Source organism: Corynebacterium kutscheri, assembly GCF_000980835.1.
Classification (GTDB): Bacteria; Actinomycetota; Actinomycetes; order Mycobacteriales; family Mycobacteriaceae; genus Corynebacterium; species Corynebacterium kutscheri.
This window is the reverse complement of the sequence record NZ_CP011312.1, coordinates 1320249-1343774: the sequence shown is the minus strand read 5'-3', so window position 1 is coordinate 1343774 and position 23526 is coordinate 1320249. Positions and strand designations below refer to the sequence as shown.

Sequence of the window (23526 nt, the reverse complement as noted above, 5' to 3'; positions counted from 1 at the left end):
GTGCAAGAAGCAGGTAACCTGACTTTTATGAGCACAGATTATTTAGCAACCCGCGGATCTGAGTATTTTGGCACCATTTCTGTAGCAATGGTTACTCCTTTTGATGTCGCTGGTAAGCTTGATATTGATGCCTCGGTGAAGCTTGCAGCTCACCTGGTTGATCATGGTGTTGATTCTTTAGTGCTTTCTGGTACCACAGGTGAAGCACCGACTACAACCAAAAAAGAGAAGTTAGATTTGCTCAAAGCCGTGAAAGCGGCAGTTGGAGAACGCGCAAAAATTGTTGTTGGTGCAGGCACTAACAACACTGCTACTTCGGTTGATTTAGCACAGTGTGTAGCTCAGGCTGGAGCAGACGCGCTTTTGGTAGTAACTCCTTACTATTCAAAACCGAGTCAAGAAGGTATTTACCAGCACTTTTATGCTATAGCACATGCTACAGAGCTTCCGGTATGTGTTTATGATATTCCGCCGCGTTCTGTTATTCCTATCGAACCAGATACCATGCGTCGATTAGCTGAGATTGATACCGTTAAAGCGGTAAAAGATGCCAAAGGAAATATTGCAGAAGCCACCAGTTTAATTTGTGAAACAGGTTTAGCTTGGTATTCTGGCGACGATCCGCTTAACTTGCCGTGGTTAAGCGTGGGGGCAACCGGTTTTATCTCAGTGATAGGACACGTTGCGCCACAACTATTGCGTGAAATGTATACGCACTTTGCTTCTGGGACACTTGATGCCGCCCGTGCTATCAATGCCCAATTGACATCGCTTACCTCTGCTCAGGCTCGTCTGGGTGGGGTGAGCTTCGCTAAAGCTGCTCTGCGAATGCAGGGCATTGAAGTCGGTGATCCTCGGCTGCCTATTATTAAACCTAATGAGAAGCAGTTAGAAGAGCTCCGACGTGATCTAGAAAAAGCTGGAGTTTTATAAATGACTGAACCCCGTAGTCGTGCCCGGAAGGTCACCCGTAAGGCTGGTCCACCGGAGACTGCTGAGTCACCTGTTTTCCGATCAGTAGCGGAAAACAAAACTGAGACAAAATCTCGTAACAATAACCCCCGTCGCCGCCGCAATGGCCGTGGTAATGCGGGCGGAAATAGTGAAAACCGTAATCGTCGCAACGTTGTGAAGTCGATGCAAGGTGTTGACCTCACCGAGAGGTTGCCTGAACCACCTAAAGCCCCTCGTAATGGTTTGCGTATTTACGCTCTTGGTGGTGTTTCGGAGATCGGTCGTAATATGACGATCTTTGAGTACAACAACCGTTTGCTTATTGTGGACTGTGGCGTACTCTTCCCATCTTCAGGTGAGCCAGGCGTGGATTTAATTTTGCCTGATTTTGGTCCTATCGAAGACCAAATGCACCGAGTAGAAGCATTGGTAGTTACTCACGGACATGAGGATCATATTGGTGCTATTCCATGGTTATTAAAACTGCGTGATGATATTCCGATTATCGCCTCGAAGTTCACATTGGCATTGATCGATGCTAAATGTAAAGAACATCGTCAGCGGCCAAAACTAATCGAAGTTGATGAAAAGTCCAATATTGATCGTGGACCTTTCAACGTGCGTTTCTGGGCGGTTAATCACTCCATACCGGATTGCCTTGGCCTGGCCATTAAAACTGGTGCTGGTCTGGTAATTCACACTGGCGATATCAAGCTTGATCAAACACCTACTGATGGTCGTCCTACCGATCTTCCTGCACTATCGCGTTTTGGTGATGAAGGTGTAGATCTGCTGCTTTGTGATTCCACTAATGCTACGACACCAGGTGTCTCTGGTTCTGAATCAGAAATTGCACCTACTCTCAAACGCTTGGTTCGCGATGCCAAGAAGCGGGTTATCTTAGCTTCCTTTGCCTCCAATGTTTACCGTGTGCAAGCAGCAGTTGATGCTGCTGTGGCTGCAGGGCGTAAGGTTGCGTTTAACGGTCGGTCGATGATCCGCAATATGGATATTGCGGAAAAGATGGGTTATTTGCGCGCTCCTAAAGGTACAATTATCACCATGGATGAGGCAGCTAAGTTAGCACCTCATCGCGTTATGTTGATTACCACCGGTACCCAGGGCGAGCCAATGGCTGCACTTTCGCGGATGGCTCGGCGTGAGCATCGACATATTACTGTTCGTGATGGTGACCTCATTATCTTAAGTTCCTCTTTGGTACCAGGTAACGAAGAAGCTGTTTTTGGTGTCATTAATATGCTTGCTCAAATTGGAGCTACCGTTATCACTGGTCGCGAGGCTAAAGTACATACCTCTGGCCATGGTTATTCTGGTGAATTATTGTTCCTCTATAACGCTGCCCGACCAACAAATGCTATGCCAGTACACGGTGAGTGGCGTCATTTGCGCGCAAATAAAGAATTAGCCATTTCTACCGGCGTTGATCCTGATCGCGTGGTACTAGCGCAAAATGGTGTCGTTGTGGATCTTATCGATGGTCGTGCTCGTGTGGTTGGCCAGATTCCAGTGGGACATCTCTATGTGGATGGTTCAACTATGGGTGATATCGATGCTGAGGTGCTTGAAGAACGTACTTCGCTTGGCGAAGGCGGCTTAGTTTCGATTACTGCGGTTATTGATAACCGAACCGGTCGATTATTAGAGCGTCCAACCGTACAAGCACGTGGTTTCTCCGAAGATGCTGTTGCTATGATGCCTCAGGTTACCGATCTAGTAGAGAGCACCATGAATGATTTGGCTGCGGAAGGCGAGAATGATCCTTATCGTATGGTGGGTCATCTACGTCGTAAGATTTCTCGTTTTATTGAGCAAACGTGGCGTCGTAAGCCAATGATTATGCCGACTGTTATCCCAATGACTAGTGATAACGTGAATTTCTCCGATGATGATATTCGAGCAACACGCGAGTCATTGTGAGTCTTTCCGTTACTGAGCGCGCCGGCTTGGCAGACACGCTTCGTCTGCTAGGTCCGGCTGCACCCACATTGTGCGAGGGCTGGAATGCCCATGATCTTCTTGTGCACCTTTATGTGCGTGAAAATAACCGATTAGCTGCATTAGGAATGTTTGTGCCAATGCTGTCGGCGCGTTATCACGCTGCCTGCGCGCAAGCTAAAGCATGTGATTTTGCTGAGCTTGTTGAAAAATGGGCAGCTGGTTCTCCAGTAGGGGATAAGTGGATTAATGCTGCAGAACATTTTGTCCATCATGAAGATTTACTTCGTGGTGGTAGTTGTTGGCAACCCCGGCAATTTTCTCGTACTGATGAATTGGAGCTGCTTCAACTCGTGCGGCGTAGTGCAAAAATGTTATTGCGAGGAACCAATACGCCCGTGGTATGTGAACCGGTAGGCTATCCACGTTTTGTTGCTTATGATCGTCGGGGTGTTGCCGATAAAGGCGATGCGGTTGTTATTCTGCGTGGTCATATTGGCGAGATTTTATTGTGGCTATTTGGTCGGAAGGCAGCTGAGGTGGAAGTTTTAGGAAACACTGAAGAGCTAAAACTTTCAAGTGTATAAACTTGACTGATTTTTAATTTAGGTAAATCGTGTTTCGGATGTGATGAATGTGAATGATGAGTCTATGCTGTAGGGCATGACTGTCAGAAGCACTTCCACCTCATCCTCACGCCCATCCCGCGGCAAGAACACCCGTGGGCCTAATGGGCGAAGCAAAAAGAGTGCTTCACCAACAAGCCCGTCACGACGCGCTGTCGATACTTCTGAGGAAAGAACCGGCAGCGCTTTTCGTGCTGTTGGCGGCGGATTGAATAAGCTTTTTGGTGCTACTGCGCATGCTGTGGGAAGTGTAACTAGAAAAGTTGCCCATAAAAACGAATCAGACTACGACGATGATTTAGCTGGTCTGAACGAAGAGGGACAAACAAGCAGCTATAGCTCACCGCACAACGATACTATTGCGCTTATTTTTATTGCGCTTGCATTTATTATCGGCTCATCAGTGTGGTTTCATATCGCTGGTCCAGTAGGTGATGCAATTGCTACCGGTGTGCATGTGGTAGTTGGTGCTGGTGCCTATATTGTTCCATTATTTTTAGTCGGCTGGGCTGGTGTACTCATGCTGGGATTGCAACCAGAACACCATAGGCGTGGGGGAGTGTATTTCGGAGCTACCCTTATTTGCGGGGCAGTATTGGGTTTGTTGCATATTTTTGCTGGTACCCCTATTGCTTGGGAAGCGCGCAAATTAGCTGGTGGTGCTATTGGCGCTTATATTGGTGGACCGTTAGCAGCTGGCTTTTCTAGCTATATTGCTATCCCATTACTTGTCATTCTTATTGTTTATGGCGCTCAGCGCGTAACCGGTACTACTTTCCGGGAAGTTTATGATTCTATCGTTGAGCTCATTCACAGACCAGAAGAATACGACGATGATAGTGATGATGTCTATGCTGATGTCGATCAAGAACTTGATCATCGTGCAGGAATCACACCAGCTGCTCCGCCATTGCGCACTACAGCACCTCGTAATAGGTCACGCCGAACAACCCCAGCGGAGAACTATCCGCTTGATAGCGGGGTAGAAACACCAAGTCTATTTAATCGAACTACTCAGCCAGCTCAAGAAGCTAGCACGCAGGCTATTCTGGAAGCACCACTTGACGACGATTACCAGCCAACCGTAGCTATTGAACGCCCTGCTGCTCAACCGGCACCAGATGCGGTCGAACACCGTCGACAAGCAATTGTGCAAGCACGTGAGGTTAAAGCTGCAATACCAGTTCCTGATCCAGTTGCTCCACCAGTGGTTGCTCCGGTTGTCTCGGTCACTGAAAACCAGACCCCGCAGGAAAAACCTACCCACATTCCAAATAAAACGCCAGGTAAGAAATATGATTTACCTAGTACTGGCTTATTAGTACCGGGTGTGGCTCCTAAAGGTGAAACTGAAGCAAATCAGCGCATGATTGAAGCTATTAGCGATGTGTTTGCTGAATTTAAAGTAGATGCGCATGTCACTGGTTTTAGCCGGGGACCGACAGTGACCCGCTATGAAGTAGAGCTTGGTCCTGGAGTGAAAGTATCTAAAATTACTAACCTCCAAACTAACCTTGCCTATGCGGTGGCTACCGATAATATTCGTTTGCTTACCCCAATTCCGGGTAAATCGGCAGTCGGTATTGAAGTGCCGAATACTGATCGAGAAATGGTGCGCTTAGGTGATGTACTTAATGCTCCAGCAACTGTAGGCGATACCGACCCAATGCTGATTGGTTTAGGCAAGGATATTGAGGGCGATTTTGTCTCGCATTCGGTACAAAAGATGCCGCACCTATTGGTGGCTGGTTCAACTGGCTCAGGTAAGTCTGCATTTGTGAATTCTTTATTAGTATCATTGCTTACTCGGGCGAACCCAGAGCAGGTACGGTTAATTTTGGTGGATCCAAAGATGGTGGAGTTAACCCCCTATGAAGGAATACCCCACCTGATTACCCCGATTATTACTCAGCCTAAAAAAGCTGCTGCGGCATTGCAGTGGTTGGTTGAGGAAATGGAACAGCGCTACATGGATATGAAACAAGCCCGTGTGCGCCACATTAAGGATTTTAACCGGAAAATTGAAGCTGGCGAGATTCAAACTCCAGCTGGATCGCAACGCGAGTATCACAGTTACCCTTATATTGTGTGTGTGGTTGACGAGTTAGCCGATTTGATGATGACCGCACCAAAAGAAATTGAAGATTCGATTGTTCGTATTACCCAAAAGGCACGTGCAGCGGGTATTCACTTAGTGCTAGCAACGCAGCGTCCTTCAGTGGATGTGGTTACTGGCTTGATTAAAACCAACGTTCCTTCTCGACTGGCGTTTGCAACTAGTTCTTTGACTGACTCACGAGTGATTTTGGATCAAGCCGGGGCAGAAAAACTCATTGGTATGGGAGATGGATTATTTATTCCGCAGGGCGGGCGACCAATTCGTATTCAAGGTGCCTATGTAAGCGATGAAGAGATTCAGGCTGTTGTTGATGCAGCCAAGACTCAAGGCGAGCCGGAATACGTTGAAAACGTCACCGAAGAAAAAGCCACTGAAACTAAACGAGACATCGATGACGATATCGGAAAAGATATGGATGATCTCCTTCAAGCTGTTGAACTGGTAGTTACGGCACAATTAGGCTCTACCTCAATGCTTCAGCGTAAGTTGCGTGTTGGTTTCGCTAAAGCTGGTCGACTCATGGATTTGATGGAAACCCGTGGTGTTGTTGGTCCCTCAGAAGGATCAAAGGCGCGTGAAGTCCTGGTTAAACCAGAGGAATTAGAAACAATTTTGTGGATGATTAAGGGAGCTAATCCAGCTGATGCACCGAAAGAGGAACCTATGGATGAAGAAACAACGACAGTGCAGGCTAGCTATAACCCAACCAATTCTGCATTTTAGAAAATAAAACATTATCAGGCGACCACAGGTATGTGTGGTCGCCTTATGTGCAGACAATGCTATTGGACAATGGCACAGACTCTATCGCTATGAGTTATATCAAAATACAGTGCGTGTGGCTGTATGAATGCGTTTTTTATCTGAGACAGAAGTGTTGAGAGATAGCAGGATTGCGGCCTAAATGGCACAAGGATAAATCTTAAGATAGTATTGCTTGCCATTGGAGGGGAGTACCCCATAATCAGCATTGATCGTCAACACGGTTGCTTAGTGTAAAGCTCCCGGTCGTGCTGGCCGCCGTCGGTTGGTGGGGGAGACCTCTGGTTAATCCGTATTCTTAAAAAAGGAAAGACCGGAGGTCTTTTATGGAAGTCAATGCTTTGACCTGGGCAATAACCATTGCAGTGATTGCAGGTTTCTTTATTTTTGATTTTTATTCGCATGTGCGTACCCCGCATGAGCCGACTATTAAAGAGTCTGCCTGGTGGTCACTGTTTTATATCGCATTAGCTTGTGCTTTTGGGGTATTTTTATGGTTTGCCTGGAGCAAACCAGGTAATCCACACCAGCATGGTTTGGAGTTCTTTACTGGATATATCACGGAAAAAGCACTCAGTGTCGATAATCTTTTTGTCTTTGCTTTGATTATGGGAGCATTTAAAATCCCGCGAAAGTATCAGCAAAAAGTATTACTCATCGGTATTGCACTCGCACTAATATTCCGACTTATCTTTATTATTCTGGGCGCAGCGGTTATTGAAGCATGGTCAGATGTGTTCTATGTCTTTGGTATTTTCTTGCTTTACACTGCGATGAAGTTGATCGTCGATGAAATTCGTGATGTTCCAGAGCAAGACCCTAATGATATGCGAATTATTCGCTGGTTGCGCAAGGTTATTCCAGTTACCCCCACCTATGAAGAAGATCATCTCTTCGTACATAAGCGCGGACAATTTGCCCTGACCCCGCTGTTTATTGCCTTGGTTGCTATCGGCATGATTGACGTCATGTTCGCCTTTGACTCTATTCCAGCGATTTACGGTATTACTTCCGAACCATACATTGTGTTTACCACGAATGCGTTTGCCTTACTTGGTTTGCGCCAGATGTATTTCTTGCTCGATGGTTTACTTGATCGTTTGGTTTATTTGCCTTATGGGTTGGGCGCGATTTTGGGCTTTATCGGCGTTAAACTTATTTTGCATGCACTACATGAAAATAAGTTGCCGTTTATCAATGGTGGAGAGTCACTCAATGTGATGGAGATTCCTACCGCGTGGTCATTAATAATCATTATTGGGATTCTGGCTCTTGCAGTAGTGGCTTCGGTAATTAAAACTAAACGTGACGAGGCTCAGGGCGCTATTGATATTCGCAAGCGCCCCTCAGAATATGCTCGTGAAGACTAAATAGTGCCAATTACTGGATTCCAGGCATGGACTTCTCGCTTATCGACGAGTCCTTGTTCATAAAAAGGATCAGCATTCATGATGGCAGTGGCATCGTCCAAGGTGGCAGTATCGCCTAGCGAAAGAACAATAAGTGCGCCGCTATTGCCTTCTGTGAATGGTCCGGAACCAAGAATTTGTCCTTTTTTATTCAAGCTGGCGATGAATTCGCGATGTTGCGGGCGAGTAGCAGCAATCTCGTCGTTAGTCGGATCATAGTGATAAATAAATGCAAAGTAGCTCATGAAGATTCATTGTAATCTCAAAAAAGGGTAGGGTTTATGACTGTGAACGTGACAGATCCCAAACCATCAAATTTTAATCTGCCTAATGCACTAACTGCGGTACGTATTATTTTTATCCCGGTTTTTGCTTGGCTGGTGCTTAAAGCTGATGGACACCAGACATCATGGATGTGGTGGTCTTTTGTGTGCTTTATTCTTATGATGTTCACCGATAAACTTGATGGGGATATTGCTCGTGCACGCGGTATTGTTACCGACTTTGGAAAAATTGCGGATCCTATCGCAGACAAAGCATTAATGATTACAGCACTAGTGTGTCTTAATCTCGTTGGTTTATTGCCGTGGTGGATTACCACTGTCATTGTTGTGCGTGAATTAGGAATTACTTTCTGGCGGATGGCTGAATTACGTCGTGGTCGGGTAGTTCCTGCCAGCAAAGGAGGAAAGTTTAAAACTGCGTTGCAAACATGTGCTATTGCTTTGTATTTAGTACCAGTTCCGAGTTTTATGGCTATCCTTCAATTGATTGTTATGCTTGTGGCAACGCTGGTTACTGTTGTTACCGGTATTCAGTATCTTATTGATGCTCGAAGGGTTAATGCGTGACAGAAAATAGGCTGCTACCAGCACAAGAACTTATTGCTTGCTACCGTGATCGTCAGTGGACGCTGGCTACCTGTGAGTCGCTTACTGCAGGTTTGCTTGCAGCCACCATTGCTGATGTTGCTGGGGCAAGTGCAGTGCTACGTGGTGGTTTTATTACCTATGAAACAGAGCTGAAACATCAGTTAGCTGGTGTTGCTCGACAGACATTAGCCACCTTGGGGGCGGTAGCAGAGCAAACTGCAATAGAAATGGCTATTGGAGCGCGTGTGCGATGTCACGCTACTGTGGGGGCTTCACTTACTGGGGTAGCTGGTCCAGATGAACAAGAAGGTCATCCAGTTGGTGAAGTCTGGATAGGGGTGAGTATGAATCAACAGGCTTACGCTGTGCGCTGTGATTTAGTAGGCGATCGACGCAGTATTCGAGAACAAGCGGTAGTGCGAGCAATTGGTATGTTGAGCACGCTTGACTCAAGTGGTGGGAACAAACAAGATAGTTGAGCCGTTGGAGTAAGAGATGATGAAATATACAGCAATTCTAGATAAACCAGTGCCAACTAAGAAGACACCAGAGCCTTTGTTGCGTGAGGCTCTTGGTGCTGCTCTACGCTCCTTTAGGGCAGATAAAGGGATTACTTTGCGAGAACTAGCCGAGACTTCGCGAGTTTCGCCGGGTTATCTTTCCGAATTGGAGCGAGGGCGCAAGGAAGTGTCTTCTGAATTATTAGCGTCGGTATGCCATGCATTAGGAACCACGGTGGCTGATGTATTAATCGAAGCAGCCGGATCTATGGCGGTGCGTTCTGCCGAAGCAAGCCTTGTCCGGGTATAGAATAATTAAGAATTAAGATAAAAATAAGAAAGGCCGATGGTTAAGTTATGGCGAATCCGTTTACCAAAGCATGGAAATACTTAATGGCATTGTTTGATAATAAGATTGAAGAGCATGCCGATCCAAAGGTACAGATTCAGCAGGCTATTGAGGAAGCTCAGCGTCAGCACCAGGAGCTTTCGCAGCAGGCAGCTGCCGTAATCGGTAACCAGCGTCAGCTAGAAATGCAGCTCAATCGTCGGTTGGCAGATATTGAAAAACTACAGTCAAATACTCGTCAAGCATTGCAGCTTTCTGATAAAGCACGTGCCGAAGGCGACGAGAAAAAGGCTGTGGAATATGAAAATGCAGCCGAAGCTTTTGCTGCTCAGTTGGTTACCGCTGAGCAAGTGGTAGAAGATACTAAGCGGTTGCATGACCAGGCTTTACAACAAGCAGAAGTTGCCAAGAAGGCTGTGGAGCGCAACTCTATGGCTTTGCAACAAAAGGTGGCAGAGCGCACCAAGCTCTTAAGCCAGCTAGAGCAGGCCAAGATGCAAGAGAAGGTTGCTGACTCCATTCGGTCGATGGATTCGATTACTAATCGTGATACGCCAAATCTTGACCAGGTACGAGAAAAAATTGAGCGTCGATATGCTAATGCGTTAGGTTCAGCAGAATTGGCTGAGAATTCTATTGGTAGTCGTATGTCAGAGATTGAGCATGCAGGTATTCAACTTGCTGGTCATTCTCGATTAGAACAAATCCGTGCCGAGATGGGTGGTCAGCTTAACGCTGGATCTCCACAGCAAGCTATTGAACAAAATACAACTAGTGCCAGTGACGATGCCATTGCCCAAAAGATGCGTGAGCTCCGAGGCGAAGCTTAACAAGTAAGTGCTTAAACCAAATAAAACCGCTTCCTTCACATAAGAAGGAGGCGGTTTTGGTTATCTCGGTTTTAATCGCCAGCTCCGCGCGCATAGAGGGCATCACCAATAGCACGTGCTCGTCGTATAGAACGGATAATTACTGGGGTACCAAAAGCCGCGATAGAGAAATTTGCTCCGCGTGCTTTTCTTGCATCGAGCACTTCATTGACAGTGTTGAGCATGAGTGGGATAAGGCGAATAGTTAGTGAAAAAGCAAGCACAATGGTTTCAACAGGTACATTGAAACGAGCAGTAGGGGCAAGCATTTTTTCAAAGGAATCCATCATCTCTTCTACTGTGGTAGTCAAAGTAAGAAGAGTAGCTACCATAAGCGCTGAAAAAATAATCAAGATAAGGTTGAGCGCATAACTAAGCTCTCTTTGCCACCACTGAAAAATTCCGAGCATAATAAGAATCGGTAGTGCTGGCCAGAGCTGGCTCCATGCAATCCGAATTGGGATACGAGCAAGTACAAATAGTCCAGCGATAAAAAGCACGCAGCCAGCAGCGTAAAGCGGATCAGTGACCACAATGGTACTGACAAAGATATAAAAAATAAGGAAGAAGAATTTAAAACTGGGCGATAGTCGGTGAATGACTGTATTTCCTGGAACATAGAGCCCAAGCGGAATAGTATGCATTGGCTATAGAGTCCTTTGCTGCATAAGGTTCGTATAAAAAGCAATAACCTCTTCGGGGGAACCATCAGCGGCAATGGCATGATTATCTATGCATAATACTCGGTCGAAGCCTTGTAAAAAGTCAAGATCATGGGTGACTACAATAAGCTGCTGCTCGAGGGTATCAAAAATCTGGCGAATACGGCGTCGATTGAGCATATCCAATAGTGTTGTTGGCTCATCAGCAATAATGAGCTCAGGTTCAATAACCAACACACTAGCTAGGGCAAGCAGTTGTTTTTGCCCACCGGAGAGCATATGCGGTGAATGATCGCGATGATTAGCAAGTTGGAATCGTTGCATGACTTCATTAACTTTGGCTTCACGAACATCCTTGGTTAATTTATGCCGTCGTAAAGAAAAGGCAATGTCATCATGGACGGTAGGCATAACGATCTGGTTTTCAGCATCGGAGAAGACAAAACCAACTTTTTTGCGAATCTCTTTTGCCTGCTTATTGACGTTCATTCCATCGACTTCGACTGTGCCAGAGCTAGCTTCGCCAAGACCATTAATAAGTCGGATAAAAGTAGATTTCCCGCCGCCATTGGCACCGATAATTCCGATCCGATGTTCGCTAAGCGTAGTAGTGATATTGTCCAGGATGATTTTGTCATCATAATTAACGCTGACTGAATCAAAGCGTATGTCCATGAGGCTGCCTTAGATGCACTGATGACGCTCACGGTGGCACCGTAAGCGTCGATAAAATTGGAAAACTGTCTTATTTCTTACGCATGAGGTCAGGGAATGCCGCATGCACACTTAATGCAATGATGACTACAACGCTAAATTTGACAGCATCGGGGATAACAAAAGCACCCTGAGCGGCAAGTGCGGCACCAAAACTCATATCAGCACGAATAACAAGGCCAATACTGCCGCATAAATACTGGATAATTAACCCAACTGCTGCTGCGATAATGAAGGTGATAGTTGTCTGAGCTTTGCTGCGTCCACGTGCGGTGTAAGCAATGATGCCTGCTACTAGTGGTGAAATAAGGTAACCCACCAAATAACCAATGGAAACTCCCGGTAAGGCGGCAAGAACTGAACGCCCGCCAGCAAGAACTGGTAAACCTAGAAGTCCTAGGCCAAGAAAAAGCGCGGCAGCAAGAAAACCACGTCTGCCGCCAAGTACTAAACCGGCTAGAACGATGGCTGCATTTTGTAAAACGATAGGTACTCCGGCTGCCCCAACGGGGATAGAGACAAAAGCTAATACAATGATTAGTGCGGAAAAAACTGCAATATAAGCAAGATCCGTAAGACGGTTTCGAGAGTTGATCACGACTGTAGACAATACACTAAACACTGTTCAATTAGGATTGTTATTTGTGTTTTAGCAAGAGAAAAGTAAAGAGAAGTAGAATATTTTTATGCGCCTTACAGAATTTCAACAGTTAGTTGATGATGAATTTGGTCAAGCAAAAGGACAATGGCTATTGCACTCACACGTCCTTTCTACCCACGGCGCAACCCCAGATGAGTTGATTGAGTCTGGTATAGATCCGCGTGATGTGTGGTGGGCGCTGTGCGAAGAATTTCAAATTCCTCCAGAGCGCCAACTTGGTCGGGATGATTAAAAATGTGAGGAAATATGTTCGAAAATAATGATAAACATGATATGTAAATAATTTTCTTTCGAACATATTGGCGTGTATTGTAAAGTTTGTATCTGGGTGTGAATATACACTCGTTGTATCTCTTAGGTGCTTAAGTGCGTAAAGCAATGACCTAAGTACTCTAACTCTTATGCATGGTGTAGGTATGAGATAGTGCGCAGGGGTAGAAAGAAAACGTTTGATCCCATTGTGTCATTATTGGCTACATAGTGGTATCTCATTGATATGTGCTGGCGTAATTAGTAACAAAATATGTAATTAATAAAAATAGGAGAGTGTCTCGTGGCTTCCAAAAAGAACACTAAGGTTATTGCCGAAAAAGGTGAGAATCGTCAAAAGGCTCTTGATGCAGCATTAGCACTTATTGAAAAAGATTTTGGTAAAGGTGCAATTATGCGCCTTGGGGATGATAACCGTCCACCGGTGCAAGCTATTTCTTCTGGTAATACTGCAATTGATATTGCATTAGGTATCGGTGGTTTTCCACGTGGTCGCATTGTTGAGATTTATGGGCCAGAATCTTCTGGTAAAACTACCGTTGCGTTACACGCTATCGCTTCTGCACAAAGAGAGGGTGGTATTGCAGCTTTTATTGATGCTGAGCATGCTTTAGATCCAGAATATGCCCGTAATTTAGGGGTTGATACTGATGCGTTATTGGTTTCTCAGCCTGATACCGGTGAACAAGCATTAGAAATTACTGATATGTTGGTGCGCTCTGGTGCTGTTGATCTTATTGTTATTGACTCAGTAGCTGCTTTGACTCCGAAGGCAGAAATCGATGGTGATATGGGTGATAGTCACGTTGGTTTGCAAGCACGTCTAATGAGTCAGGCACTACGTAAATTAACTGGTGCGCTGTATAACTCTGGTACTACCGCTATTTTTATTAACCAATTGCGCGATAAAATTGGCGTTATGTTCGGTAGTCCAGAAACTACTACCGGCGGTAAAGCTCTGAAGTTCTATGCCTCAGTGCGTTGTGATATTCGGCGTACCCAAACTTTAAAAGATGGTCAAGACGCTATCGGTAGCCGTACTAAACTTAAAGTGGTTAAAAATAAGGTATCTCCACCATTTAAAGTCGCTGAATTTGATGTGATTTATGGTGAGGGTATTTCTCGAGAAGCTTCAATTTTAGAGATTGCTGCTGATAACGGCATTGTGAAAAAGTCTGGTGCGTGGTTTACCTATGAGGGAGAGCAGCTAGGCCAAGGTAAAGAAAAAGCTCGGTTGCATCTTAAGGCGAACCCAGAGATTGCTGATGAGTTAGAAGATAAAATCTTCCAAAAGCTTAAGATCGGTGCTTATGCGAACCAAAATGATGAGCTAACTGATGATCGTATAGATGTAATTCCAAACGTTGATTTTGATGATGTAGACGATGAGTAGTGCTCAAGATAAGCAAGCACGCTTACAACGTTTAGCTGAAGCTCTTGAGCACTATGAAGCTCATGGTAGTGATCTTTTTGATCATGGACTTGAAGAGGAAAAAGCTAAAGTGCGTAAGCGTGCTTTGCTGTTATTGGACCACCGTTTGCGCTCGAGGAAAGAACTTACCGATCGTCTTATCGCATTAGAATTTGAGCCGGACATCGTTAATAAAGTTATTGAAGATTTTATTCGAGTTGGCTTAGTTAATGATGAGGCTTTTGCAGAACAATGGGTGCGGGAACGTTTTGCCATGCGGGGTAAATCACGTTCAATTTTGGCAATGGAGTTAAGAGAAAAAGGCATTGCGGAAAGCATTAGTGCTCAGGCGTTAGCGCAAATAGATGATGACGACGAAGCTGCTAAGGCCGAAAAGCTGGCTGCTAAAAAAGCACGTAGTATTAAGGAAGTACCAGGCGATAAGAAAATGTACAATGCGGATTTGCGTCGGGTGGTTGGGGTGCTGGCTCGGCGTGGTTTTCCGGCAGGTTTAAGTATGCGTATTGCTCGCCAAGAACTTGATCGTCGAATAAATGAATTAAGCTAACCAGTTTTTTATTATTCGAACTGTCTTGAACTTGGTTGGCTCTTATGTTTGGGTAGGTTTAAAAAGAGCTTTTTATCAGCGTTTTTTCTTTTAGTGCTGTTGGTGTTAGGTAAAGCGTGAAATGACTACTACAATGACCAAGCGTGTCTGCACCTACTCAAGATTTTTCACTGCCCAATAGCGTCACTGACATAGGACGCGGCCGTACCTATGAAGTGCGTACTTTCGGATGCCAGATGAATGTTCATGATTCAGAACGCCTTTCTGGTTTGTTGGAAGACGCCGGTTATGTCCAGGCTGCTGAAGGAGTAGAAGCAGATCTGGTCGTGTTTAATACGTGTGCGGTACGTGAAAATGCTGATAAGCGTTTATATGGCACTCTTGGTCAGTTACGTAGCGTTAAAGCACAACGTCCCGGCATGCAAATTGCAGTAGGTGGATGTTTAGCGCAAAAAGATAAAGAAACTGTAGTTGAGAAAGCACCATGGGTAGACGTTGTTTTTGGTACCCATAATATTGGTTCACTACCTGCGCTGTTAGATCGCGCAGAGCATAATGCGCGTGCTGAAGTAGAAATTGTGGATTCTTTAGAGCAATTTCCTTCAGTCTTGCCAGCAAAACGTGAATCCGCTTACGCTGGTTGGGTTTCGGTATCGGTGGGATGCAATAACACGTGTACTTTTTGTATCGTTCCTTCTTTGCGTGGTAAAGAAGTTGATCGTCGACCTGGTGATATTTTGGCCGAAGTACAGGCACTTGTTGATCAAGGTGTTTCAGAAGTGACTTTACTTGGTCAAAATGTTAACGCCTATGGGGTTAATTTTGCTGATCCAGAAGCGCCTCGGGATAGAAGTGCTTTTTCAAAATTATTGCGAGCTTGCGGAGATATTAAAGGCTTAGAACGACTGCGTTTTACTAGCCCACACCCGGCAGAGTTCACTTCAGATGTTATTGATGCAATGGCGGAGACTCCGAATGTATGCCCACAGTTGCATATGCCATTGCAGTCTGGATCAGACAAAGTGCTTAAACAGATGCGTCGTAGCTATCGAAGCAAGAAGTTTTTAGCAATTTTGGATGAGGTTCGTGCAAAAATACCGCATGCCTCTATTACTACAGATATTATTGTTGGTTTCCCCGGTGAGACCGAAGAAGATTTCCAGGCCACCTTGGATGTGATGGAAAAAGCTCGTTTTACTAGTGCTTATACTTTCCAGTACAGTCCACGCCCAGGTACACCTGCGGCAGAATATGAGCTGCAAGTTGCTAAAGAAGTAGTGCAGGATCGTTATGAACGTCTGATTGCAGTACAAGAACGTGTTAGCCAAGAAGAGAATAACAAGCTCATTGGGCAAGAAGTAGAGTTGCTTGTGCAAGCTAATGGTGGTCGGAAAAATGATAAGACTCATCGTATGACTGGTCGCGCTCGAGATGGTCGCTTAGTACACTTTTTACCAGCTGGAAAGCTAGATCAAGAGATTCGCCCCGGTGACATTGTTAAAGTAAGCGTGACTGCGGCGAAACCTTTCTTCTTAATTGCTGATTCCGGGGTTAGTGAACATCGTCGGACAAAGGCGGGGGATATGTCGGCTGCCGGCAAGGTTCCTACTACTGCGCCAGTCGGCGTAGGCTTGGGGCTACCTAAAATTGGTGCGCCGTCAAGTGCACCGGCACAAACTAATTGTGGCTGCTAATAGAAAAGAGGGCATAGGGTGAGTACACCAGATTATGCTGAGTTGGAAAAGCAGGCTGCAGCGCGGATCAATCTGAGTAGCTATCAGTGGTTTCTTGTTGGCGCTGTGGTGACTTTCTTAGTGGGTTTGTTCTTGTTTCATTCCGGTGATGTTCGCGGTTATCAAGTACTTTTTTTCAGTGATGCAGCCAGTCAAGCGCGCATTAAAATTGCTGAGTATATTTTTGTGTTCATTGCTAGTATCGCAACGGTGATTTTTGCGGGACTAACGTTGATAACTAGGCGAATGATATGTGCCTATTTTGCTTGGTTACTAGGCGGAATAGCGATGCTAGTTTCCCTCTTGGGGATTTGGATGCGGATCCAATCTCATGCTGTTGATGGTGATCCTGGGCTAGGGATTGGTTTCATTGTAGAAGTTATCGCTGTTATCGTGATGATTTATGCTTTGAGTTGTACCATTTTTGCTCGTAGTGAAGATCAACTTCGGGCTCAGGAAGAGCGTCTACATAATGAAAAAATGGATGCTGTTGGTCAGGCACAGCAAGCTGTTTTTACTTCCCGTGACTACCTTGACCCGGAGACTAATCCTTTGCTTATCGACGACTGTAGACGACAAGCAGCGTTAAGACGAAAAAATAAACCAGACTTGACTCAATCTTAAAAATGTGGGGTGTTCGCTGCCATAACAGCGAACACCCCACATTTTTTAACCATTTCTATCTAGCCACGAGCGTTATCTGTAGTCGAAGCCACAGTAAAACGTTTACCACTAAAAGCTGGGTTTTCGATTTCATCGACAATTGCTACAGCGAAATCTTGACTGGAAACAAAATCGCCAGCAATAGTATCTAGCTCAGTGCGGTATTGACCAGTGCGTACTCCTGGTGCGATGAGTGGGGATGGGGCAACCATTGTCCAATTTAAATCGGTTGCTGCGAGATAAGCTTGGTAAATGGCGTAAAAAGCTTGTGCCTCGGGAAGGTATTCTGCCGGGAAATTAGGGTTTTCGAAAAGCAAGCCAGATTCGGTATTGAGTGATCCAGCACCTCCTACCACGATGAGTCGTCCGGTAGGTTTAGCGTCGATAAGCGCTTTGTGAGCATTGATTGCACCGTTGTAGTCATCTCGGCTAGCAACAGTGATAACTGTAGCGTCGTGATTATTAATGATTTCAGTAATAGCTTGGGTATCTTGAAGCTGGATGGGGTGGCTGCCAGAAAGGCTACCAGAGCGGGTATAGGTACTGACTTTATGTTCTCGATCATTTGCCTCTTGGGTAAGTGGCTGGCCAACAAGACCAGTAGCGCCGATTATCGCAATCTTCATGGGGTACTCCTTTTGGTGTGGTATCGGAACAATACTGATACTATCTATTAGTAACTGATTACCTCAACGTAACTAAAAGAAAATTTTTTTAGAAAGTTTTAATATGACTAGCACTTCTGTCAATCAACCTGCGGATATTTTAAATTCTTCTTGCCCATCACGTACGGTACTCCGTCATCTTACTGATCGCTGGACGCCTATGATCGTGACAGTACTAGCTACTGGTGAACAGGTACGTTTCAAAACGTTAAAAGAAAAAGTACAAGGTATTAGCCCTAAAGTGCTTACTGAAACTCTTCGTTCTATGCAAAGAGATGGATTGCTAAGACGTGAGGTTACCGCGAGTATTCCACCACGGGTTGACTATCAACTAACAGATTTAGGCATGAGTATTGTTGAACCGCTGAGTACCTTGCGATGTTGGGCAGAGACACATGTTGATGAGGTGATCGCACACCGCGAGGCTTATGATCGTGGCGTGAACTAAGCATTGGATGCTTGGTTATAAAGCTAAGAAAGTGTTTTCTGCCATGCCTGAGTCCGTGCGATAGAGTGAAACCCAAATTGTTCATTGATTTTTAGTATGCGGGTATTGGAAATTTCCATATCGGTATAAATTTTTCGTGTTTCTGGCCAAAGCTCGATAGCACTACGTATGGCCTGGGCTTTTAATGCCTGTCCAATTCCGCGACCTTGATGTTGTGGGTGGACAAAGGTAGCGCCTTGTTCAACCACTGTTGGATGGGATCCAGCTCGGTTAATTATCTCTGAAAAGGCGATGGGGTGGTCGTCGAAAAGCACGATGACGGTAGTAGTCTGATTTCCGCGATCTACAGTATGCACATGGCTTTGTTTAAGGCGCTGTGTGGTCCATGGTTGTGGCGATACACTAAGCGTTCCGGTGGGAATATGGGATTCTGCCAGTTCAAATAGGTTAAGCAAGCTATTGATATGAGCTTTATTCGGATTATGATCGCGATAAAAATCAAAACTATAACGTGGTGGTAGCGGTAAAATATGTTTTTCGGCCGGAATATAACCTTGTATTTCTGCTAGCGCGCAGTGAAAACCATTTTGAGAAAGTTCAGTGGTAACAACTTCATGAAGTCCGCTACCTGGGTGGGAGTGCCGCAGCCAAAAACGAACCACGGGGCGGTGAATTTTTTGGGCAAAACTGCAGGCTTCTGCAACAAGTGCTGAGACAATGGTAAATATCTCTTTATCGAGTGTTTCTCCAGGTAATGGCTGTAACTCTGCATCAAGAGTTATATCGCAATCAATGGCATTGAGATCTGATTGCATATTTAAATTGATCTCTAAAAACCCAAGGATAGGTTCGGTGAAATTATCTGGAGCATTAACAAAACCAGCTGTAAGCGTGGAGGTTTCTACTGCTGAGATCATTGGATAACCGTAGCTACCAGTAGCCGAAAGGGTAGTAGTACCAGCTAGTTGTACTGCAAGCAGGATGGTTTGTTTGAGTGGTGATCCGGCAAGCGCAGATAAAATTTGGGTGGCAGAAGAACTGGTTGCAGTATCATTGGTGATGTCTTGAGCAGCAAGGTTGGCAGAGAAAATAAAATTGCGCAGAACGTCACTAGGCTCATTGTGCGGTGCGTGGTTTGGAGGTAGTACTACCTGATAAAAGGAAACCATGAAAAAAGGGTAGCAGGGACAATAAAAAACTGTGGCACCTGCGTCGAGGTACCACAGTGAAGCAGTAATAAAGAAAACTTTTAGCGGTTTTCTACAGCATTGAGTGCAGCATCTGCCCATTCTTGCCACTGCTGTGCTTGTTGGCGAAGCTCAGCAGCTTTGGTTGTATTTCCCTTCGCCTCAGCTTGCTCAGCCTGAGCAGTAAAATCTTTGACCTTATCCAAGAATTGGCTAGCTCGCGCTTGTGCTGCTGGGTCGGTACGACGCCACTGAGCATCGGCAGCTTGAGTGACTCGCTTTTCGACGGCGTGGATCTTGTCCTCGTACTCACGTACCTTGTTACGCGGAACGTAACCGATAGCTTCCCACTTTTCTTGTAATTCAGCGAGCTTTCTACGTGCCTGATCAAGACCTTTTTCCGGATCAATCAACTGATCATATTCAGCTAATAATGCATCCTTAGCCTGGGCATTAGCCTCAAATTCTTGGTCTCGTGCAGTATTAACCTCATTACGTGCATTAAAGAAGTGATCTTTTGCAGCACGGAAAGCTTCCCACAGTTTGTCGTCGATATCGCGAGGTGCACGACCAGCTGCTTTCCACTCATCCATAAGACCACGGTATTTGCGGGCGGTTTCGGACCAATCGTTAGAGTCTTTTAACTCCTCGGCACGGGCAACAATGTCTTCTTTGATCTTACGAGCTGTTGCACGGACACGATCGAGTTCTGCGAAATGTGAGCCACGGCGGCGGTTAAAGGAATCGCGCGCTTTAGAATAACGCTTCCACAATTCATCATCAGTTTTACGGTCAATACCGCGAATAGTTTTCCACTCGGTGAGGATAGCCGAAATTCGGTCTCCAGCTATCTTCCAGTCTGTAGAAGTTTCTGCAATATTTTCTACTTCTGCTACGAGTTCTTCTTTGCGCGCAATAGCTTGAACGCGGTGAGCTTGTTTTTCTTGTTTTACTTGTTCAGCAGCAGCATCGGAGCTAGAAATGATTGTTTCCAGACGGTTAATAAGGCTATCAATATCGCCAATAACCGCAGCGCTAGGAACCTCCTCATTAAGCTGACTAGCCTTTTTCTTAATGTGTTCAGCGTCTTCAGGATGTGCTGCAAGTCGAGTTTCTAAGAGGCTAACTTCGGTGGCTAAATCGTCGAAACGCGCTGCATAATGTGCCAGCCCTTCTTGAGGGGTGCCAGCTTGCCACTCGCCGATTTTGCGTTCGCCAGTACTAGTGCGAACAAAGACAGCGCCAGTATCGTCAATGCGACCAAACTCAGCTGGATTGGTAGCTGTTTTAGCAGCAGTGACAGTAGTGCGGATGTGTGCTCCGGGGCGAGCGCCAGGGGTAGGGCGGGGGCCGGGCTTTGGTGTGGTCATGAAAGGATTCTTCCTCTTATTACTCGCGCCACGCGACGTGGCTGCCGATAACCGTATAGTGCCTAACTAGCATACGAAAAACTTAAGTGGGTTTAAAATATGGCATAGCACTGAAGATGCATATGCGCATATGCAAAACTCACTGTTTATAAAGATACCTTTTACCCGCAGTGCTGTCAGTTCATTGTCGCCGAGATACCAAAAGATACAGTGAGATATTTATGCCACCATTTAGTTCATTAGGTGAAAGAATCAACATCGTATGCTCGTAGCATTGCGGCTACAGCTCTTAAGGAAGTAAGGCATTAGAATCGATACAATGACCGCACACCGTAGCACAGTGATTATCGCGCCAGGATCACCAGCAATTATCGACGGGCTTGGTAGCGATAAGCCGTCGCATGAGCTTCGAGAAATCGCACGTGAGTGTATAAACACATCGAGTGGCGCGGCACGTATCGCAATTGTCGGCGATAAAGATGAAGCCATGCGCACAAATATTTCCGGTAGTTTTCAAGCCTGGGGTGCACCCCAGGTTCAGCTTGGTGTGGGGCAGTACTTACCCGAACTAATTGGTTATTACCTTATTGGAACAAAAGAACAGGGTAAGCGCATACACCAGGTAGAAATTAAATCTTATGCTTCTTTTGCTGAGGTTATTATCAACCCGCCTGAACTGGTGTTATGTATTCTAGATGGTAGCGCTGGTCTGACTGCACGTGCTCCGCTGGCACTGATTGATACCGCAGCTCAAGCTCATCAATGGTGTTGTGATCTATTGGCTACAACTAGTTCTTCTCGTCAAAATAACCTAGAAGTTGATCAGAAGTGGTTATCTGAGCGTGGTGTACTAGCACCTCAGCTATGGCTTGAATTAGCGCAGCTAACTGTTAGCGATGCACAGTTACATTATGTTGATGAATCCCTTGGCGTTGGCCGTTATGTTGCTCGTTGGGAGGTAGAGTGGTGATCCGTCCTATTGCTATTGTCGGTCCTACTGCTAGTGGAAAATCTGCATTAGGTATTCAATTAGCTCATAAACTGAATGGGGAAATAGTCAATGTAGATTCCATGCAACTGTATAAGCATATGGACATTGGTACCGCAAAACTTTCCCTAGCTGAACGAGAAGGAATCCCACACCACCAACTTGATGTATGGGAAGTCACAGAGACTGCGTCCGTGGCACGGTATCAGCTTTCAGCAATTAAAGATATCGAACATATTCTTTCTCGCGGCAAGGTTCCTATTCTCGTTGGTGGTTCCATGCTGTATGTGCAATCGCTTATCGATAACTGGCAGTTTCCACCTACCGATAACACAGTGCGTCAACGCTATGAAAAACGTTTGGCGGAAATAGGAATTGATGCCCTTCATGCTGAGTTAGCTTTAGTAGATCCTGCGGCTGCTGCAATTATTGAAGATAAAGATCCTCGTCGTACGATCCGCGCGCTAGAAGTTATTGAGTTAACCGGGCAGCCATTTAAAGCATCTCAGCCGGAAAAAGATGCGCCTCCGCGGTGGAATACTATGATTTTGGGATTGCGCACTAGTACTGATTGGCTTAATCCACGTATTGAAACTCGTACTCGGATGATGTTTGAAGCGGGTTTTGTTGAAGAAGTTGATCAACTAGTTAACCAGCATGGACTCATTGCTGATTCAACAGCAGGTCGTGCCATTGGCTATAACCAAGTACTTGCGGCTAGAGCAGGCGAACTTGATTGGGCGGAAGTTGAAGAAAAAACCGTTATTGGCACGCGTCGGTATGTGCGCAGACAACGTAGTTGGTTTAACCGTGATCCACGTATTACCTGGTTAGATGCGGAAAATATAACGGATCGGGTAATCAACGAGATAATAAACCAAAAATACGGTATCGCTGAATAAGGATGGCTATGGTGTTAAATTTTGCTAAAGGACACGGCACTGAAAACGATTTTGTTATCGTCGAAGACCTTGATGCTCATTATGATTTATCGGCAGAAAAAATTACGTTGTTATGTGATCGTCGTGCTGGGATCGGTGCTGATGGTTTATTGCGTGTGGTACGTGCTGGTGCATTAGTAAACTCAGGGATGATTAACACACTTGATGAGGGTATTTCTGATACCGATCTTTTTATGGACTACTACAATGCAGATGGTTCGATAGCAGAGATGTGCGGTAATGGTGCGCGCGTTTTTGCCCATTGGGTATTCGCACAAAATTTAGTAAACAGTGAGCAATTTGTGATTGGTACCCGGGCGGGGGCAAAAACTGTCACTGTACACAGCTGTGATGATAAAAATGCTGATATTTCGGTAAATATGGGTTCTGCTGAGGTTATGGGAGTATCGACGTGCATTATTGGTGATAAGACTTTTGCCGGGTTAGGCGTTAATGTAGGAAACCCACACCTTGCATGCATTGTTCCTAATCTGAGTAGTGATGATTTAACGAAGCTATTTTTAACCCAACCTGTTTTTGATCCAGAGTTTTTTCCTGCTGGAGTCAACGTGGAAATTGCCACAGAAATCACTAATGGTGCAACAAGTATGCGCGTGTATGAGCGAGGAGTAGGAGAGACCCGTAGTTGTGGCACAGGCACTGTTGCTACTGCGCTTGCCGCACTTGCTGATCAAGGAAATACTGAAGGCGTGGTTGAAGTGCATGTGCCTGGAGGGACGGTAATTGTGACTATTGACGCTAATGGTTCGGTATTGCGCGGGCCGTCGAAAATTGTGGCTCGGGGAACAACTTCGTTGATATAGGTTTG

25 protein-coding genes are annotated in these 23526 nt (G+C 45.5%); 18 read left to right on the top strand and 7 right to left on the bottom strand.

Annotated elements, in window-relative coordinates:
- Positions 1–27 precede the first annotated feature (27 nt).
- From dapA to UL82_RS06145, 5 genes are all read left to right on the top strand, one after another.
- Positions 28–933, top strand: a complete 906-nt coding sequence (gene dapA / locus UL82_RS06165) for a 4-hydroxy-tetrahydrodipicolinate synthase (RefSeq protein ID WP_046441299.1) — start codon at positions 28–30, stop codon at positions 931–933.
- Complete coding sequence (locus UL82_RS06160) at positions 934–2892, top strand: ribonuclease J (protein WP_046439708.1); 1959 nt, start codon at positions 934–936, stop codon at positions 2890–2892.
- Complete coding sequence (locus tag UL82_RS06155; RefSeq protein ID WP_052735898.1) at positions 2889–3497, top strand: TIGR03085 family metal-binding protein; 609 nt, start codon at positions 2889–2891, stop codon at positions 3495–3497. The genes UL82_RS06160 and UL82_RS06155 overlap by 4 nt, the downstream gene beginning before the upstream one ends.
- Positions 3498–3573: 76 nt before the next feature.
- Entirely contained in the window at positions 3574–6378 is a 2805-nt protein-coding gene (locus UL82_RS06150; RefSeq protein WP_046439704.1) for a DNA translocase FtsK, read from the top strand.
- Between the two features lie 365 nt (positions 6379–6743).
- The gene (locus UL82_RS06145; RefSeq protein WP_046439702.1) at positions 6744–7787 is read left to right on the top strand and encodes a TerC family protein; all 1044 of its coding nucleotides are present in this window, start codon (positions 6744–6746) and stop codon (positions 7785–7787) included.
- Here the strand turns inward: UL82_RS06145 and UL82_RS06140 are convergent.
- Positions 7784–8071 carry a YciI family protein gene (locus UL82_RS06140; protein ID WP_046439701.1) on the bottom strand — a complete coding sequence of 96 codons (288 nt, stop codon included), beginning with the start codon at positions 8069–8071 and terminating at the stop codon, positions 7784–7786. The two genes, UL82_RS06145 and UL82_RS06140, sit on opposite strands and share 4 nt — an antisense overlap.
- Positions 8072–8107: 36 nt before the next feature.
- Between UL82_RS06140 and pgsA the strand changes: the two genes are divergently transcribed.
- From pgsA to UL82_RS06120, 4 genes are read left to right on the top strand one after another with little or no spacing between them, the layout of a single operon-like run.
- Positions 8108–8677, top strand: coding sequence for a CDP-diacylglycerol--glycerol-3-phosphate 3-phosphatidyltransferase (gene pgsA / locus UL82_RS06135; RefSeq protein ID WP_046439700.1), 570 nt, complete (start codon positions 8108–8110; stop codon positions 8675–8677).
- A complete protein-coding gene (locus UL82_RS06130) occupies positions 8674–9177 on the top strand; it encodes a CinA family protein (protein WP_083966436.1) in 504 nt (167 codons plus the stop codon). The genes pgsA and UL82_RS06130 overlap by 4 nt, the downstream gene beginning before the upstream one ends.
- A gap of 16 nt (positions 9178–9193) precedes the next feature.
- Positions 9194–9508, top strand: coding sequence for a helix-turn-helix domain-containing protein (locus UL82_RS06125; RefSeq protein WP_046439698.1), 315 nt, complete (start codon positions 9194–9196; stop codon positions 9506–9508).
- A 47-nt stretch (positions 9509–9555) separates the two neighbouring features.
- Positions 9556–10377, top strand: coding sequence for a PspA/IM30 family protein (locus tag UL82_RS06120; RefSeq protein WP_046439696.1), 822 nt, complete (start codon positions 9556–9558; stop codon positions 10375–10377).
- A 71-nt stretch (positions 10378–10448) separates the two neighbouring features.
- Here UL82_RS06120 and UL82_RS06115 read toward each other — a convergent pair whose 3' ends face one another.
- From UL82_RS06115 to UL82_RS06105, 3 genes are all read right to left on the bottom strand, one after another.
- Positions 10449–11060, bottom strand: coding sequence for an energy-coupling factor transporter transmembrane component T family protein (locus UL82_RS06115; RefSeq protein ID WP_046439694.1), 612 nt, complete (start codon positions 11058–11060; stop codon positions 10449–10451).
- Between the two features lie 3 nt (positions 11061–11063).
- Positions 11064–11753 carry an energy-coupling factor ABC transporter ATP-binding protein gene (locus tag UL82_RS06110; RefSeq protein ID WP_046439693.1) on the bottom strand — a complete coding sequence of 230 codons (690 nt, stop codon included), beginning with the start codon at positions 11751–11753 and terminating at the stop codon, positions 11064–11066.
- Positions 11754–11823: 70 nt separating this feature from the next.
- The gene (locus UL82_RS06105) at positions 11824–12402 is read right to left on the bottom strand and encodes a biotin transporter BioY (protein WP_083966513.1); all 579 of its coding nucleotides are present in this window, start codon (positions 12400–12402) and stop codon (positions 11824–11826) included.
- Between the two features lie 76 nt (positions 12403–12478).
- Here UL82_RS06105 and UL82_RS06100 point away from each other — a divergent pair, with 76 nt between their 5' ends.
- From UL82_RS06100 to UL82_RS06080, 5 genes are all read left to right on the top strand, one after another.
- Positions 12479–12685, top strand: a complete 207-nt coding sequence (locus UL82_RS06100) for a DUF3046 domain-containing protein (protein WP_046439689.1) — start codon at positions 12479–12481, stop codon at positions 12683–12685.
- A 321-nt stretch (positions 12686–13006) separates the two neighbouring features.
- Entirely contained in the window at positions 13007–14116 is a 1110-nt protein-coding gene (gene recA / locus UL82_RS06095) for a recombinase RecA (RefSeq protein WP_046439687.1), read from the top strand.
- Entirely contained in the window at positions 14109–14702 is a 594-nt protein-coding gene (locus UL82_RS06090; RefSeq protein ID WP_046439685.1) for a regulatory protein RecX, read from the top strand. The genes recA and UL82_RS06090 overlap by 8 nt, the downstream gene beginning before the upstream one ends.
- A gap of 143 nt (positions 14703–14845) precedes the next feature.
- Positions 14846–16396 carry a tRNA (N6-isopentenyl adenosine(37)-C2)-methylthiotransferase MiaB gene (miaB, locus tag UL82_RS06085; RefSeq protein ID WP_269078381.1) on the top strand — a complete coding sequence of 517 codons (1551 nt, stop codon included), beginning with the start codon at positions 14846–14848 and terminating at the stop codon, positions 16394–16396.
- An 18-nt stretch (positions 16397–16414) separates the two neighbouring features.
- A complete protein-coding gene (locus tag UL82_RS06080) occupies positions 16415–17059 on the top strand; it encodes an Rv2732c family membrane protein (RefSeq protein WP_046439684.1) in 645 nt (214 codons plus the stop codon).
- Between the two features lie 59 nt (positions 17060–17118).
- Here UL82_RS06080 and UL82_RS06075 read toward each other — a convergent pair whose 3' ends face one another.
- Entirely contained in the window at positions 17119–17724 is a 606-nt protein-coding gene (locus UL82_RS06075; protein ID WP_046439682.1) for an NAD(P)-dependent oxidoreductase, read from the bottom strand.
- A 103-nt stretch (positions 17725–17827) separates the two neighbouring features.
- Between UL82_RS06075 and UL82_RS06070 the strand changes: the two genes are divergently transcribed.
- Positions 17828–18211, top strand: coding sequence for a winged helix-turn-helix transcriptional regulator (locus UL82_RS06070; RefSeq protein ID WP_046439680.1), 384 nt, complete (start codon positions 17828–17830; stop codon positions 18209–18211).
- A 23-nt stretch (positions 18212–18234) separates the two neighbouring features.
- Here UL82_RS06070 and UL82_RS06065 read toward each other — a convergent pair whose 3' ends face one another.
- Positions 18235–19380 carry a GNAT family N-acetyltransferase gene (locus UL82_RS06065; protein WP_046439678.1) on the bottom strand — a complete coding sequence of 382 codons (1146 nt, stop codon included), beginning with the start codon at positions 19378–19380 and terminating at the stop codon, positions 18235–18237.
- 80 nt (positions 19381–19460) lie between these two features.
- Positions 19461–20768 carry a DUF349 domain-containing protein gene (locus UL82_RS06060; RefSeq protein WP_046439676.1) on the bottom strand — a complete coding sequence of 436 codons (1308 nt, stop codon included), beginning with the start codon at positions 20766–20768 and terminating at the stop codon, positions 19461–19463.
- A gap of 319 nt (positions 20769–21087) precedes the next feature.
- Between UL82_RS06060 and UL82_RS06055 the strand changes: the two genes are divergently transcribed.
- The 3 genes from UL82_RS06055 to dapF are packed head-to-tail and all read left to right on the top strand — an operon-like array spanning position 21088 to position 23521.
- Complete coding sequence (locus UL82_RS06055) at positions 21088–21738, top strand: hypothetical protein (protein WP_046439675.1); 651 nt, start codon at positions 21088–21090, stop codon at positions 21736–21738.
- The gene (miaA, locus tag UL82_RS06050; protein ID WP_083966435.1) at positions 21735–22658 is read left to right on the top strand and encodes a tRNA (adenosine(37)-N6)-dimethylallyltransferase MiaA; all 924 of its coding nucleotides are present in this window, start codon (positions 21735–21737) and stop codon (positions 22656–22658) included. Before UL82_RS06055 ends, miaA begins: the two co-directional genes overlap by 4 nt.
- Positions 22659–22666: 8 nt before the next feature.
- A complete protein-coding gene (dapF, locus tag UL82_RS06045) occupies positions 22667–23521 on the top strand; it encodes a diaminopimelate epimerase (protein ID WP_395921542.1) in 855 nt (284 codons plus the stop codon).
- The last annotated feature ends 5 nt before the right edge of the window (positions 23522–23526 follow it).